The sequence below is a fragment of the Micromonospora sp. CPCC 205554 genome (genome assembly GCF_036902745.1).
GTDB lineage: Bacteria > Actinomycetota > Actinomycetes > Mycobacteriales > Micromonosporaceae > Micromonospora > Micromonospora tulbaghiae.
Window position 1 is genome coordinate 345407 of the sequence record NZ_JBAKHP010000002.1, and the last position, 14430, is coordinate 359836.

Genomic DNA, 14430 nt, shown 5'->3' on the forward strand with positions numbered 1-14430 from the left:
CTGCGGCTGGCCGTGCTCGCCGGTGGCGCTCACCCGACTGACCTTACTGTGCGTTGCCGCAAGCGGTGGTCGTTACCCGGGGAGACGCGGAGTCGCGTGGCAAACGGTCAAGGTGACATATACGGGGAGTAACGGAACGGTGTGCCTCAGAAGGCCGGGTGCCGGGGCCGGCGGCCGACCGCGATGACCTTCACCCGTTGCCGGCCGGCCCGCACCATGCCCAGCGCCATGAACGCGCCGGCGATCCGGTCGGCCGCCTCCCGGCTGCTCGCGCCGACGACCTGGCGGCGGCGTTCCGGGCTGGTCCGTTCGTCGCGCCGGGCGCCGTCCGGTGGACGCACGTCGGTCAGGACCACCAGGAACCTGGTCACCGCGGAACCCCTCCCCGTCTCGTGAACCGGCAGGGGCACGCGGCGGTCGGATCGTGGGGGAGTGAAGAATCCGACCACCGCGCGCCCCATCCCCTCCGGTCGCTCACCACCACCGTCGCCACGACAACCGGCGGTGAGGACGCCGTCACACATTGACAGGTTCACCGGCGTGAATGCAACTCTCATCGACTTTCTCTCATGCCCATTTTCCCGCGGGATGTGCGACCATCGATGCATGGCGCCGAAGACCGCCCGGGCCCGACGGCTCGGCATCGCCCTGCGGACCCACCGGGAGGCCGCCGGCCTCACCCTGGAGGCCGCGGCCGACGAGATCAACAGCACCCGGAGCACGCTGTCCCGCTACGAGAACGCGCAGACGCTCGTCAGTCCCGCCACCGTGCGTGCGCTGCTGACCAGCTACGGCGTGGGCCCGGCGGACATCGCCGCGGCGGTGCAGCTCGCGAAGGACGCCCGCAAGCCCGGCTGGTGGGTGTCCTACTCGTACCTGCTGGACCAGCGCACCATCGACTTCATCGCGCTGGAGGCCGAGGCCACCGGCATCGCGAACTTCGAGCCGTCGGTGGTGCCCGGTCTGCTCCAGACCGCCGACTACATCCGCGGGGTGATGCGCGGCGGGCCGCACACGCTCACCGACGAGCAGGTGGAGCAGCGGGTCCAGCTACGGCTGGACCGCCAGCAGCGGCTCTCCGGCGCCGAGCCGCCGATCCTCGACGCCATCATCGACGAGGGCGCGCTGCTGCGCCCGGTCGGTGACCGCTCGGTCATGTCCGGCCAGCTCCAGCACCTGCTGAAGATGGCCGAGCTGCCGAACGTCACGGTGCAGGTGATCCCGCTGGCCGCCGGCTACCACCGGGGCACGCGTGGATCGCTGCACATCCTGGAGTTCGCCGACCCGGAGGACCCGATCATCGCCTCGGTGGAGACCGTCGCCGGGCAGATGGTCCTCGACCGGCCGGGTGACCTGCGAACCTGCGCCAAGATCATGGAGCACCTGCGGACCGTGGCGCTGAGCCCGGCGGCCAGTCGGGACCAGCTCCTCCGCCTGCTGAACGAGAGGTGACCAGATGAACGGCACGAACCGCACGAACCCCGCACCGGCCGGCTGGCGCAAGAGCAGCCACAGTGGCGACGAGGGCGCATGCGTGGAGATGGCGCCGCTGCCCGGCGCGGTGGCGGTCCGCGACTCGAAGGACCCGGCCGGCCCGGTGCTGGTGTTCCCGCCGCACGCCTGGGCCGCGTTCACCGCGGCGCCGCCCCACGCCTGAGCGGCCCGTCGGCGGGCGGCGATCAGCCGAGTGGGGCGGCGGCGGCGACTGCGCCGCGCACCGCCTCCAGCGCCGCGATGGCCACCCCGCGCGCCCCGGCCATGTCCCGGTCCGGCACCAGCGCGAAGGTGGCCACCGCCCGCTGCTCCTCCCGGAGCACCGTGTGCTCGGCGACCGCGGCGAGGAACCAGTCCCGGAACTCCGGTGCCGCCTCCACCACGCCCCCGCCGACGAAGTACGCGTGCGGGTCGGTGAAGTTGGCCGCGATGGTGAACAGCCGGCCCAGCGCCTTGGCCTGCTGGGCGAACACCAGGCGGGCCAGCGGGTCGCCGCGTTCGCCGTAGCCGCGCAGCAGCTTCGCCGCCCGGTCCGGCTCCTCCGCCGCGAGCGGATGCTCCGGATGCCGGGCCAGCCAGTACGGCAGCAGGTTGCGCCGGATCGCGGTGAGCGAGGCGACGCTCTCCGCGTCCCCGGTGAAGCCGCAGGCGCAGACCGGCGCCGCCTGGTCCGGCTCGACCAGGCCGTCCAGCGGGATGTGCACGTGCCCGAACTCGCCGGCCATGCCGGCCGCGCCGCCGACCACCCGGCCGGACTCCACCACGCCGCCGCCGAGGCCGGTGCCGACGATCGCGGACACCGACGACCGGGCCATCGCCTCGGCGCCGAAGTGCACGTGGTGGGCGTAGAGCGCGGCGGCGTTGCCGTCGTTGGCGTAGACCACCGGCAGGCCCAGCCGCCGTTCCAGCGCGGTGCGCACGTCGAAGCCCCGCCAGGCGGGCTGGGAGAAGTTCGTCGAGCCGCGGGACGAGATCACGCCGGTGGCGCTGGCCGGGCCGGGCGTGTCCAGCCCGACCGCGCGGACCAGGTCACGCGGCACGCCGGTGTGGGCCAGGACGCCGTCGAACGCCCGCGACAGCGCCTCCACCGCCGCCTCCGGGCCGTCGCCGACCTCGCTCGGGATCTCCAGCAGCCCGTCCACCAGGAACCGGCCGTCGACGGTCAGCACGGTGGCGTTGTCGCTCGTGCCCCCGTTGTCCAGCCCCACCACCACCGGCACACCTGAGCCGCCCACCGCCACCGCCTCCCGCCGCGCCTGACCCGAGGCTAGTTCCCGCCCGGCCCACCCGCCACGCCCCCGCGTGGACTCCCCCGGCCTCGGTCAGCCGGGACGGCGGGCGGTCACCGCCGTGGCCTCCCGCTCCTCGTCGCGGACCACGGCCGGGTCCAGCCCGGCGGCGGTGAACACGGCCGACAGCTCCGGGGCCTGCGCGGCGCTCGCCTCGACCACGACGTGCCCGCCCGGCGCGAGCCACTCGGCCGCGCCGGAGGCGACCCGGCGCAGCACGGCCAGGCCGTCCGTGCCGCCGTCCAGCGCCACCGGCGCCTCGTAGAGACGCGCCTCGGCCGGCAACGAGGCCACCGCACCGGTCGGCACGTACGGCGCGTTCGCCACCACCAGGTCCAGCTCTCCGCGCCGCCCGGCCGGCAGCGCGTCGAACAGGTCGCCCTGGTAGACCGGGACGCCGAGCGGTTCGAGGTTGCGCCGGGCGCAGGCCACCGCCACCGGGTCGATGTCGGCGGCGGCCAGCCAGCGGGGCGCCAGCCGCTCGTGCAGCACCACGGCCGCGGCGCCGGAGCCGCAGCACAGGTCGAGCACCGCCGGCGCCGGCCCGGCCAGCGCCGTCGCCGCCTCGACGAGCAGCGCGGTCCGGCCGCGCGGCACGAAGACCCCCGGGTGTACGGCGATGCGCCGGCCGCAGAACTCGGCCCAGCCGAGCAGGTGCTCCAGCGGCAGGCCGGCGACGCGACGGTCGGCCAGCCGGGTCAGCGACTGCGCCGAGTCGGCGGCGGCGATCAGCAGTTCCGCCTCGTCCTCGGCGAAGACGCAACCGGCGGCGCGCAGCCGCCGGACGAGGGCGGGACGGTCGGGGGTGAACACGGTGGGTGCCATGGCAAGCCTTTCGGGAAGCGCTCGTCGGCGCCCCCGGCGTCGCCTCAGCCCCGAAGCGACGCGGACTCGGAGGGAGCGCCGGTCCTCTGCTGGTGGATCGGACTCACCTCCTCGGGTCGGGGCCGCACGGGCCGTGGCTGCCCGTCACGATAGCCCAGCGGGCGATACGCCGTCAGCCCGCCGCGTCCAGCGCCGCCGTCACGTCGGCGAGCAGGTCGGCGGTGTCCTCGACGCCGCAGGAGAACCGCACGAAGCCCGGCAAGGTGTCGTCGCCCCACTGGGCCCGCCGGTCGGCGGTGCTGTGCAGGCCGCCGAACGAGGTGGCGGCGGCCACCAGCCGGGAGGCGGCGAGGAACCGGGCCACCCGGCGCTCGTCACCCAGGTCGAACGAGAGCACACCCGGCACGCGCCGCATCTGGGCCGACGCGACCGGATACGCCGGGTCGTCCGGCCGTCCGGGCCAGCGCAGGCCGGTGACGTCCGGGCGGCCCGCGAGCACGTCGGCCAGCGCCCGCGCGTTCGCGGTCTGCCGGGCCAGCCGCAGGTCGAGCGTGGCCAGCGACCGGTGGGCCAGCCAGCAGTCGAACGCGCCCGGCACGCCGCCGGTGGCGTTGCGCCAGGTGGTCGTCGCGTCCCGCAGCCCGGCGTCGCGGGTGGCCAGGTAGCCCAGCAACAGGTCGGAGTGGCCGGTCAGCGCCTTGGTGCCGGAGGCGACCACCACGTCCGCGCCGAGGTCCAGCGGGCGCTGCCCGAGCGGCGTCGCGGTGGTGTTGTCCACCGCCACCAGCGCACCCGCGGCGCGCGCGGCGGTGGCCACCGCCCGCACGTCGACGACGTCCAGGCCGGGGTTCGCCGGAGTCTCCAGCAGCACCAGCCGGACACCGTCGAACGACGGGTACGGCCCGGCCGTCGGCACGAGCACCACGCGTACGCCGAGCTGCTCCAGCGCGCCGGAGGCGAACGCGCGCACCGAGTAGTAGCCGTCGGCGGGCAGCAGCACGGTGTCGCCGGGACGCAGCACGGTCAGCAGCAGCCCGGTGATGGCTGCCTGGCCGCTGGCGAAGACCCGGCAGTCACCGCCCTCCAGCTCGCCGATCGCGGTCTCCAGCAGCCGCCGGGTGGGGTTGTCGGGCCGCCCGTACCCGTCCACCGCCGCCGACGGGCCGCGCTCCGGGTCGAGGTGGTACGGCGCGGCGAAGACCGGGCCGGGCAGGAACGGCTGACCGGGTACCGCGTCCGGCAGACCGGCGTGCACGCTGCGCGTGCCGTCACCCCAGTGCTCGCTGCTCATCCCGGCTCCGCTCACTCGTACGACTCGGGCTTGGCGGTACGGCTCATCAGCGCGTCCACCGCCAGGCGCGGATCCATCCCCTCGTGGCAGATCCGCTCGATCTGCTCGGTGATCGGCATCTCCACCCCGTGCGCGCGGGCCAGGTCACGGATGGCCAGGCAGCTCTTGACGCCCTCGGCGGTCTGCCGGGTGGCCGCCTGGGCCTGCTCCAGCGTCTCCCCCCGGCCCAGGTGCTCGCCGAAGGTGCGGTTGCGGGCCATCGGCGACGAGCAGGAGGCGACCAGGTCACCCATGCCGGCCAGCCCGGCGAACGTGATCGGGTCGGCGCCGAGCGCCACGCCCAGCCGGGCGGTCTCGGCCAGGCCGCGGGTCATCAGCATGGCCCGGGTGTTGTCGCCGAAGCCCATCGCGGTGGCGATGCCGTACGCCAGCGCGATCACGTTCTTCACCGCCCCGCCCAGCTCGCAGCCGATCACGTCGTCGTTCGTGTACGGGCGGAAGTACGGCGTGCGGATGGACGCCTGCACCAGCGCGGTACGCCGGCTGTCGGTGCCGGCCACCACCGTCGCGGCCGGCTGCTCGGCGGCGATCTCCGGGGCCAGGTTGGGCCCGGAGACGACCACCACCCGGTCGGCGGGCACGCCGGCGGTCTCCGTGATCACCTGGCTCATCCGCTTGGTGGTGCCCAGCTCGATGCCCTTCATCAGCGACACGAGCGTGGCGTCCGGCGCCAGGTACGGCGTCCAGTCGGCGAGGTTGCCGCGCAGCGTCTGCGACGGCACCGAGAGCACCACCACCTCGGCGCCCTCGATCGCCTCGGCGGCGTCACCGGTGGCTGTCACCCGCTCGGGCAGGCGTACGCCCGGCAGGTACTCCGGGTTGTGCCGCCCGGTCCGGATCGCCTCGGCCACGGCGGCCCGGCGGGCCAGGACCGTCACGTCCCGCCCGGCGTCGGCGAGGATCTTGGCGAACGCGGTCCCCCAGGAACCGGCGCCCAGCACGGCGACGTGCCCGCTCATTCGGTGACCTCCCGGGTGCCGGTGCGGGCCGGCCGCTGCCAGAGCGGCGGTGGTGTGCCGCCGCGGATCTCCGCGACCAGATCCCGGATGCGCAGCATGATGGTGTCCGTCATCTCCTCCAGGATCGGCCGGGTCGGTGTGGCGCCGGCCCAGCGGCTCAGGTCCACCGGCGGCCCGGCGACCACAGTCACCGGGGTACGCGGGCGCAGCCCGAACCGGGCCGTACGCGGGTCGAACATCCGTTCCGGGCCGACCATGGCGATCGGGACCACCGGGGCGCCGGTGGCCAGCGCCAGCCGGGCCGCGCCGGTCTTGCCCTTCATCGGCCACAGGTCCGGCTCCCGGGTGGTGGTGCCCTCCGGGTAGATCACCACGGCGCCGCCCTCGGCCAGCGCGGCGATCAGCTTGTCCAGCGACTTGACCGCCTCGACGGTGCCGCGCTCGACCGGGATCTGCTGGCAGCGGTGCAGGATCCCGCCGACCACCGGCACCCGGAACACGCTGGCCTTGCCGAGGAAGCGCGGCCAGCGCCCGGCGTCGTAGATGTAGTGCGCGACCACGAGCGGGTCGGCGTGCGAGATGTGGTTCGGCACGAGGATCACGCCGCCGTCGCGGCGCAGGTGCTCCATGCCCCGCCAGGTGCGCCGGGTCCAGACCGTCATCAGCGGCTTCACCAGCACCACGGCGAGCCGTCGCCAGAACCCCAGCCTGCGCCGTGCCACAGTGCCTCCTCGATCCGCCCTCGCGCCCCGGCACAGAATCATGCCTGTTCGCCCCCGCTGCGGCCAGTGCGGGTACCGGCGCCCTCGCTGGCAGGATGGTCGGCGTGTCTGAGGCCCGCTGGACCGTGGTGATGCCGGTGAAGCGCCTTCCGGCGGCGAAGAGCCGTCTGCGGGGCGCGCTGCCTGGCGTACCCCACGAGGAGCTGGCGCTGGCCCTGGCGGCCGACACGCTGCGCGCGGTGCGGGCGTGCCCGGCGGTCGCCGGGGTGCTCGTGGTCACCGACGACCCGCGGGTGACCGCGGCGGCCGGCGCGGCGGGGGCCCGCGTCGCCGCCGACCCCGGCGGCGGGCTGAACGCGGCGTTCCGGCACGGCGCGGCCGTCGCCGGGCCGCGCGCCGCCGTGGCCGGCCTGACCGCCGACCTGCCGGCGCTGCGACCGGCCGACCTGGCCGCCGCACTGCGTGCCACCCAGGGGGTACGCGGGTTCGTGGCGGACGCACCGGGCGGAGGCACCGTGCTGCTCGCCGCGCCGGCCGGGGCGCCGCTGGCGCCGCAGTTCGGGCCGGGCTCGGCGGCGGCGCACGCGGCGAGCGGGGCGCTGCCGCTCGCCGGCGACTGGCCCAGCCTGCGCCGGGACGTGGACACCCCGGCGGACCTGGCCGACGCTGCCGGGCTGGGCGTGGGGCCGCGCACCGCCGCGCTGCTGGCCCGGGTCGCCGCAGCGGTGGAGTACGGTGCTGGCATGCAGGGGACGGTGGCGACCTACGACGCGTCGACCCGCAGCGGTGTGCTGCTGCTCGACGACGGCACCGAGCTGGCGTTCCCGGCCCGCGCGTTCGACGCCTCCGGGCTGCGGCTGCTCCGATTGGGGCAGCGTGTCCGGATCGAGCGGGACGCCGACGGCGAGGTGGTCCGGGTGACCTTGCCGACGATGGCGTGAACAACCTGGCCCGAGTTCATTTTCCGTTCACCCTTATCGGGGAATCATGAGGTGGTGAGCACCCCTCGCGAGCACCCCGACGGCCCGCCGCCGATCCTCGACCCCGGCACGCCCCGCAACGGCCGCCCCGCCCGCGGCCCGGACGGGCGGTTCCGCCAGCCCCGGCCTCCGGAGGAGCGCCTCGGCGCCGACCCGGACGCGGCCGGCGCGACCGGGCTGGACGAGCCGCTCGACCCGGTGGAGGGCCCCGGCCCGGCCGACGAGACAGCCGCGGACGCCGGGCCGCAGGCCGCGCCGCCGCTGCCGGAGGACCGCTTCCTCAACCGGGAGCTGTCCTGGCTCGACTTCAACGCCCGGGTCCTGGCGCTCGCCGAGGATCCGCGCACCCCGCTGCTGGAACGGGCGAAGTTCCTGGCCATCTTCGCCAGCAACCTGGACGAGTTCTACATGGTCCGGGTCGCCGGGCTGAAGCGGCGGCTCTCCGCCGGCCTGCCGGTACGCGGCGGTGACCGGCTGCCGCTGCGCACCCAGCTCGACCTCATCACCGAGAAGGGCGCCGGCCTGGTCGCCCGCCACGCCACCTGCCTGGTCGACGACGTGCTGCCGAAGCTCGCCGCCGAGGACATCCGCATACTGCGCTGGAGCGACCTGGACGACGCCGAGCGGGAGCGGCTGCGCACCTGGTTCCGGGAGCACATCTTCCCGGTGCTCACCCCGCTGGCGGTCGACCCGGCGCACCCGTTTCCGTACATCTCCGGCCGGTCGCTGAACCTGGCCGTGTCGGTACGCGACCCGGACGGCGGCTCGGAGCTGTTCGCGCGGGTCAAGGTGCCGAACAACGTGCCCCGGTTCGTCCGGGTGCACCGCGACCAGCCGGGTGTGCGGTTCCTGCCGGTCGAGGACCTCATCTCGGTGCACCTCGGCCAGCTGTTCTCCGGCATGCAGGTGGTCGAGTGCCACCTGTTCCGGGTGACCCGCAACGCCGAGGTGGAGGTGGACGAGGACCGCGACGAGGACCTGCTCCAGGCACTGGAACGGGAGCTGGCCCGCCGCCGGTTCGGCCCGCCGGTACGCCTGGAGGTCGCCGCCTCCATCTCCGACCACATGCTGGAGCTGCTGGTCCGCGAGCTGGACATGGACGGCCACGACGTGCTGCGCGTGCGGGGCCTGCTCGACCTGTCCGCGCTCTGGCAGGTCTACGGCGAGGCCGACCGGCCCGACCTGAAGGACCCGTCGTTCGTGCCGGCCACCCATCCGCGCCTGGCCGAGGGTGAGGTGCCGCGCAGCGTCTTCGCGACGCTGCGCGACGGCGACGTGCTGGTGCACCACCCGTACCACTCGTTCGCGACCAGCGTGCAGCGCTTCGTCGAGCAGGCGGCGGCCGACCCGAACGTGCTCGCCATCAAGCAGACGCTCTACCGCACCAGCGGCGACTCCCCGATCGTGGACGCGCTCGTCGACGCGGCCGCCGCCGGCAAGCAGGTGGTGGTGCTGGTCGAGCTGAAGGCGCGCTTCGACGAGGTGGCGAACATCGGCTGGGCCCGCACGCTGGAACGGGCCGGCTGCCACGTGGTGTACGGCCTGGTGGGGCTCAAGACGCACTGCAAGACCGCGCTGGTGGTACGCCAGGAGGGCAACCAGATCCGCCGCTACTGCCACATCGGCACCGGCAACTACCACCCGAAGACGGCCCGGCTCTACGAGGACTTCGGCATGCTCACCGCCGACCCGGAGATCGGGGCCGACCTGACCGACCTGTTCAACGTGCTCACCGGCTACAGCCGGCAGACCGCGTACCGGCGGCTGCTGGTGGCGCCGCAGGGCATCCGCAGCGGCCTGATCGAGCGCATCGACCGGGAGATCGAACACGTCCGGCTGGGCATGCCGGGGCTGGTGCAGTTCAAGGTGAACTCCCTGGTGGACGAGGAGATCACCGACGCGCTCTACCGGGCGTCGCGGGCCGGCGTGCACGTGGACCTGCTGATCCGCGGCATGTGCACGCTGCGGCCGGGCGTGCCGGGCCTGTCGGAGAACATCCGGGTCCGCTCGATCCTCGGCCGGTTCCTGGAACACTCCCGGATCTTCCGGTTCGGCAACAACGGCGACGCCGAGTTCTGGATGGGTTCGGCCGACCTGATGCACCGCAACCTGGACCGCCGGGTGGAGGCGCTGGTGCAGGTGAGCGACCCGGTGGCCCGGGCCGAGCTGGACCACGTCCTCACCGCCGCGTTCGATCCCGACGTGGACGCGTTCGAGCTGGCCGCCGACGGCACCTGGCACCGGCGTACCGGCGACGGCGACGTGCCGCTGACCCACCTTCAGGATCTGTTGCTGCGCCGGGTCGGCGGGCGGGCGGACTGACCGGGCCGTGGCGCGTGCCGGGCGGGCATACGGTGGGCGGGTGAGCGACGACGAACCGGTGCGGATCCGGGCCGCGGGTGGCGTGGTGTGGCGCCCGGGTCCGGCCGGCGTCGAGGTCTGCCTCGTGCACCGCCCCCGGTACGGCGACTGGTCGCTGCCGAAGGGCAAGCTCGACCGCGGCGAGCACCCGCTCGTGGCCGCCGTCCGCGAGGTGGCCGAGGAGACCGACGTCCGCGCCGTGCCGCAGGTACGCCTGCCCACCGTCCGCTACCGCAGCGAGGGTCTCGCCAAGGCGGTCGACTACTGGTCCATGCGGGCGGCGGGCACCGGCGGGTTCCAGCCCGGCACCGAGGTCGACGACGTGGCCTGGTTCCCGGTCGACGACGCGGTACGCCGGGTCAGCTACCCGCACGACGCCGAGGTGATCGCCGCGTTCGCGGCGCTGCCTCCGGTCACCGCGACGGTGCTGCTGGTCCGGCACGCGCACGCCGGCAAGCGCGGCACCTGGACCGGCCCGGACCACGGCCGCCCGCTGGACGAGCAGGGGTGGGCGCAGGCACGTCTGCTGGTCCCGCTGGTGGTGCTGGTCCGCCCGGCCCGCCTGTTCTCCGCCTCGGCCCGCCGGTGCGTGCAGACGCTGGACCCGGCGGCGGCCCTGCTGGACCTGCCGATCGAGGTCTGCGGCGACTTCGACGAACCGGCGCCGGGCCAGCAGGCGGAGGAGTGCGCGCTCGCCGCCGCGGCCCGGCTGACCGCGCTGGCACAGGCCGTCGGGACGGTCGCGGTGTGCAGCCAGGGCAAGGTGATCCCGGGCGCGCTGGAACGTCTCACCGGCCGCGTGGACGAGGACTTCACCACCGCCAAGGGCGGCGGCTGGCTGCTGCCGTTCTCCGGTGACCGGCTGGTCCTTCCCGACCGGTTGTAGTCGCGGCTCTCCCGCCGCCTGTGGCGTCCTCGCCGGACCGTGCGCTCAGGGCAGCGTGACGGTGAGCGTCACCGGGAGGTGGTCGCTGGCCTCGGTGCGCGGCGCGCGTACCTCGCCGGCGGTCAGCCCCGGAGACACGAAGACGTGGTCGATCTGGGTGCGCGGATCGTCGGCCGGGCTGGTCCGCAGCGGCCGGGCCGGGGCCAGCGCGTCCACCAGCCCGGAGCGGGTGAACTCGGCGAACGCCGGGTCGTCCGGCTCGGTGTTCAGGTCGCCGCCGAGCACCAGTGGACGGCCGTTCGCGTACCGGCCGGCGAATTCGGCCACCTCGCCCGCCTGCTCGACCGGATCCCGGCCGGGCGGCGGTTGCAGGTGCGTGGCCACCACCGCCAGCTCCCGGCCGCCGAGGTCGAGCGTGACGCCGAGGGCCTGCGCACCGGTCGGCGCGCCGTGCGCGGTCAGCCGCCGGGTCTGCCCGGAGCGCATCGGGAAGCGGCTGAGCACCGCGTCGCCCCAGACCGGGTCGGCGGCGGGCGCGAAGACGTACGGCATCCCCAGCCGCCCGGCCAGCAACGCCAGCGTGTCGTGGCCGCCGTTGAGCCACCAGCCCCGGTCGACCTCGCTGAGCAGCACCACGTCCGCGCCGCGCAACACCCGCGCCACCGCGTCCAGGTCCAGCCGGCCGTCCAGGCCGAACCCCATCCGGATGTTGTACGCGGCCACCCGTACCGCCGCCGGTGCGGTGGTGGCCCGGGCCTGCGCGGGCGGCACGTGCAGCGCGGCGGCGAGCCCGGCCAGCACGGTGAGCACCGCCAGGGCCGCGAGCCGGACCGTGGCGGGCAGCACCGGGCCGGGTGACGCCGCGCCGGACGGCGTCGGGGCGGGTGACGTCGGGGCGGGACCGAGTGGCGCGGTAGCCGCCACCAGAGCCACCAGGACGGCCGTGGCGACCGGTGCCCAACCGTTGGGGTACCCCAGGTCGTAGGCGGCGTAGTAGGCCACCGTGGCCACCGCGAACACCAGCATCCCGAGCACCGCCGCACGTCCGCGCCGCGCCCCCGCCCGCCCGCCGTCGCCGGTCCCGGCCGCGCCGGCGCCGGTTTCCCCTTCGGCGGCGGCCCGGTCGTCGTCGGCGGCCGTGTCGGTGAGCGCCAGGCAGCCACCGAGACCGGCGGCGGTGAGCAGGTACGCCGGGACGAGACGCCCGGTCACGAACAGCACCGACCCGGCCAGCAGCGCCAACGGCCACAGCGCCCGGGCCACGCGCGCCGGCGCCCGGAACAGCGCCGCCGCGAGGAACAGCAGCACCGCGAGCGCGCCCGGCAGGTAGCCGCCGGCCGGGCGGGCGAGGCCGGGGAAGTCAGGCGATCCGGTGCCGGCGGCGGCGCTCCAGATCGCCGGGGCGAGCGCCACCTGACCGGCAAGCAACAGCGCCGGCCCGCACAGCAACCAGGCTCTACGGCCCGGGGTGGGCACACGCGGCCCGGCGTCGCCGTCCCGCACACCAGCCACCGGGGCGGCCGTCCGCGCCGGGTCGCCGCTGCCCGGAGCGGCCGTCCGCTCCCTCCGGACCGCGGTTGAGGCGGCCAGGAACGCCGCCACCAGCAGGGCGCTCAGGCTCCAGGCGAGCACGCCGCCGCGCCACACCAGGTCCTCGGTGGCGAGCAGGGCGTGCCCGACCGCGTTCCCGGCCAGGCCGAGCGCCAGCCCGGCGACCGGCCGCGGCACGGACGCCGCGACGGCGGCGAGCCAGACCAGACCGGCGAGCAGCCCGGCGCAGGCCAGCCAGAGCTGGGCCGGGCCGCCGGGTTGCGCGGCGAGCGCCAGCCGGGCCACCGCCAGCACACCCGCGGCGACGAGTCCGACCGGGCCGGCACCGATGCGGCGTACGAGCGTGGGCGCGGCGAGGGCGAGCAGGAACCAGCCGAGCGCGAACGCGCCGAGCAGTTCGGCCGGTGTCTCGGCGGCCTGGCCGAACAGGGTGATGATCGACGGGAGCCAGACCCGCAGCACGTCCAGCAGAATCGCGATGCCCAGCGCGAGCGCCAGGGTGGAGAGGTGACGGTGCCGCACGGGGCGCCTCTTCTCGTGACCGACAGGGGTTTTCGGCACGGCGATTCTGCGGGGCGCGACGGTGGGCGGTCAACGCGTACCCATGCGAGAGGGCGCCCACCGCGAACGGTGGGCGCCCTCTCGTGGGCCGTCCGGTCAGCGCCGGGTGGCGGCCTTCTTGGCCGGCGCCTTCTTCGCGGGCGCCTTCTTCGCCGCCGTGGTCTTCTTGGCCGTGGCGGACTTCGCCGCGGTCGTCTTCTTGGCGGTGGTGGTCTTCTTCGCCGCGGTGGACTTCGCCGCGGTCGTCTTCTTCGCCGCCGTAGTCTTGGTCGCGGCGGCCTTCTTCGCCGGCGCGGCCTTCTTGGTCGCGGTGGTCTTGGTGGCCTTCGCCGCCGTGGTCTTCTTGGCGGCGGCGGTGGTCTTCGCCGCGGTGGTCTTCTTCGCGGCGCCGGTGGTCTTCTTCGCGGCGGCGGTGTCCTTCGGCACCTTGCCGCTGGCCACCATCTCCTTGAAGCCCGCGCCCGCCCGGAACGTCGGGACGGAGGTCTTCTTGACCTTCACCGCCTCGCCGGTCCGCGGATTGCGCGCTGTTCGGGCTCCCCGGACGCGCTTCTCGAACGCTCCGAAACCGGTGATCGCCACCTTCTCGCCCTTGGTGACCGCCGCCTGGACCTCAGCGAGAACCGCGTCGAGCGCGGCCGTCGCCGTCTTCCGGTCCCCCAGGCGAACGGCGAGCGCCTCGATGAGCTCGGCCTTGTTCACGACTTCCTCCCGATTGTGCAACTGACTCGACGCGAGCCATTCTGCGCGCACGGTATGCCCTGTGCTGCCTGGACACAAACATTCGGTGGAAAAAAGCCCTTGTGTCGCAACGGATTCGCCCCCACCGGATGCACCGGTGGGGGCGAATAGCGCTGGGAGTCAGGCGATCGAGGGCAGGAACGCCGGCCGGGCGGCCTCGTACGCGCTGATCTCGGCCTCGTGCCGGAGGGTGAGTCCAATGTCGTCCAAGCCTTCCATCAGCCGCCAGCGGCTGTGGTCGTCCAGCGGGAACGCCCAGGTGGCGTCACCGGCGTGGACCTGGCGGGCGGCGAGGTCGACAGTGATCGGCGTGGTCGGCTCGGATTCCACGAGATCCCACAGTTCTTCCACGGCTTTCAATTCCAGCTCGACCGGAAGGAGACCTTCCTTGAGCGCGTTGCCGCGGAAGATGTCACCGAAGCGAGGCGAGATGACGGCCCGGAAGCCCCAGTCCCGCAGCGCCCACACGGCGTGCTCCCGGGAGGATCCGGTGCCGAACTCGGGACCGGCGATCAGAATCGACGCACCCGAATGGACGGGATCGTTGAGGACGAATGACGGGTCCTCCCGCCACGCGTTGAACAGACCGTCGGCGAATCCGGTCCGGGTCACCCGCTTGAGGTACACGGCGGGGATGATCTGGTCGGTGTCCACGTTGGATCGGCGCAGCGGCACGGCCGTGCCGGTGTGGGTGGTGAACTTGTCCATCT

General features: G+C 74.6%; 13 protein-coding genes and 1 pseudogene. 5 read left to right on the top strand and 9 right to left on the bottom strand.

What is annotated here, in order from left to right:
* Positions 1 to 146: 146 nt before the first annotated feature.
* Positions 147 to 371, bottom strand: coding sequence for a hypothetical protein (locus V6U82_RS04665; protein WP_013284544.1), 225 nt, complete (start codon positions 369 to 371; stop codon positions 147 to 149).
* A gap of 235 nt (positions 372 to 606) precedes the next feature.
* Here V6U82_RS04665 and V6U82_RS04670 point away from each other — a divergent pair, with 235 nt between their 5' ends.
* Together V6U82_RS04670 and V6U82_RS04675 are read left to right on the top strand one after the other, a co-directional pair.
* Positions 607 to 1452, top strand: a complete 846-nt coding sequence (locus tag V6U82_RS04670) for a helix-turn-helix domain-containing protein (protein ID WP_013474343.1) — start codon at positions 607 to 609, stop codon at positions 1450 to 1452.
* Positions 1453 to 1456: 4 nt separating this feature from the next.
* Complete coding sequence (locus V6U82_RS04675; protein WP_334459378.1) at positions 1457 to 1657, top strand: DUF397 domain-containing protein; 201 nt, start codon at positions 1457 to 1459, stop codon at positions 1655 to 1657.
* 22 nt (positions 1658 to 1679) lie between these two features.
* On the opposite strand, the gene V6U82_RS04680 is transcribed toward V6U82_RS04675, so the two are convergent.
* The 5 genes from V6U82_RS04680 to V6U82_RS04700 all read right to left on the bottom strand — a co-directional run bounded on the left by V6U82_RS04680 (position 1680) and on the right by V6U82_RS04700 (position 6640).
* Complete coding sequence (locus V6U82_RS04680; RefSeq protein ID WP_334459379.1) at positions 1680 to 2729, bottom strand: ROK family protein; 1050 nt, start codon at positions 2727 to 2729, stop codon at positions 1680 to 1682.
* A gap of 87 nt (positions 2730 to 2816) precedes the next feature.
* A complete protein-coding gene (locus V6U82_RS04685; RefSeq protein WP_334459380.1) occupies positions 2817 to 3608 on the bottom strand; it encodes a putative protein N(5)-glutamine methyltransferase in 792 nt (263 codons plus the stop codon).
* A gap of 172 nt (positions 3609 to 3780) precedes the next feature.
* Positions 3781 to 4899 (bottom strand): cystathionine gamma-lyase, encoded by a 1119-nt coding sequence (locus V6U82_RS04690; protein ID WP_334459381.1) that lies wholly within the window; start codon positions 4897 to 4899, stop codon positions 3781 to 3783.
* A gap of 11 nt (positions 4900 to 4910) precedes the next feature.
* Entirely contained in the window at positions 4911 to 5918 is a 1008-nt protein-coding gene (locus tag V6U82_RS04695) for an NAD(P)H-dependent glycerol-3-phosphate dehydrogenase (RefSeq protein ID WP_120571211.1), read from the bottom strand.
* Positions 5915 to 6640 carry a lysophospholipid acyltransferase family protein gene (locus tag V6U82_RS04700; RefSeq protein ID WP_334459383.1) on the bottom strand — a complete coding sequence of 242 codons (726 nt, stop codon included), beginning with the start codon at positions 6638 to 6640 and terminating at the stop codon, positions 5915 to 5917. Before V6U82_RS04700 ends, V6U82_RS04695 begins: the two co-directional genes overlap by 4 nt.
* 95 nt (positions 6641 to 6735) lie before the next feature.
* On the opposite strand from V6U82_RS04700, the pseudogene cofC reads away from it, so the two are divergent.
* From cofC to V6U82_RS04720, 3 genes and pseudogenes are all read left to right on the top strand, one after another.
* Positions 6736 to 7359 (top strand): annotated as a pseudogene (gene cofC, locus V6U82_RS04705) (2-phospho-L-lactate guanylyltransferase); the annotation flags it as partial.
* 276 nt (positions 7360 to 7635) lie between these two features.
* Positions 7636 to 9942, top strand: a complete 2307-nt coding sequence (locus V6U82_RS04715; protein WP_436837011.1) for an RNA degradosome polyphosphate kinase — start codon at positions 7636 to 7638, stop codon at positions 9940 to 9942.
* A gap of 7 nt (positions 9943 to 9949) precedes the next feature.
* The gene (locus V6U82_RS04720) at positions 9950 to 10867 is read left to right on the top strand and encodes an NUDIX hydrolase (protein WP_334459384.1); all 918 of its coding nucleotides are present in this window, start codon (positions 9950 to 9952) and stop codon (positions 10865 to 10867) included.
* A gap of 45 nt (positions 10868 to 10912) precedes the next feature.
* Here the strand turns inward: V6U82_RS04720 and V6U82_RS04725 are convergent, their stop codons facing one another.
* The 3 genes from V6U82_RS04725 to leuD all read right to left on the bottom strand — a co-directional run bounded on the left by V6U82_RS04725 (position 10913) and on the right by leuD (position 14428).
* Positions 10913 to 12940, bottom strand: a complete 2028-nt coding sequence (locus tag V6U82_RS04725; RefSeq protein ID WP_334459385.1) for an endonuclease/exonuclease/phosphatase family protein — start codon at positions 12938 to 12940, stop codon at positions 10913 to 10915.
* 135 nt (positions 12941 to 13075) lie between these two features.
* Positions 13076 to 13681, bottom strand: coding sequence for an HU family DNA-binding protein (locus V6U82_RS04730; protein WP_030270029.1), 606 nt, complete (start codon positions 13679 to 13681; stop codon positions 13076 to 13078).
* A 159-nt stretch (positions 13682 to 13840) separates the two neighbouring features.
* Positions 13841 to 14428 (bottom strand): 3-isopropylmalate dehydratase small subunit, encoded by a 588-nt coding sequence (leuD, locus tag V6U82_RS04735; RefSeq protein WP_047894760.1) that lies wholly within the window; start codon positions 14426 to 14428, stop codon positions 13841 to 13843.
* Between the last annotated feature and the right edge of the window lie 2 nt (positions 14429 to 14430).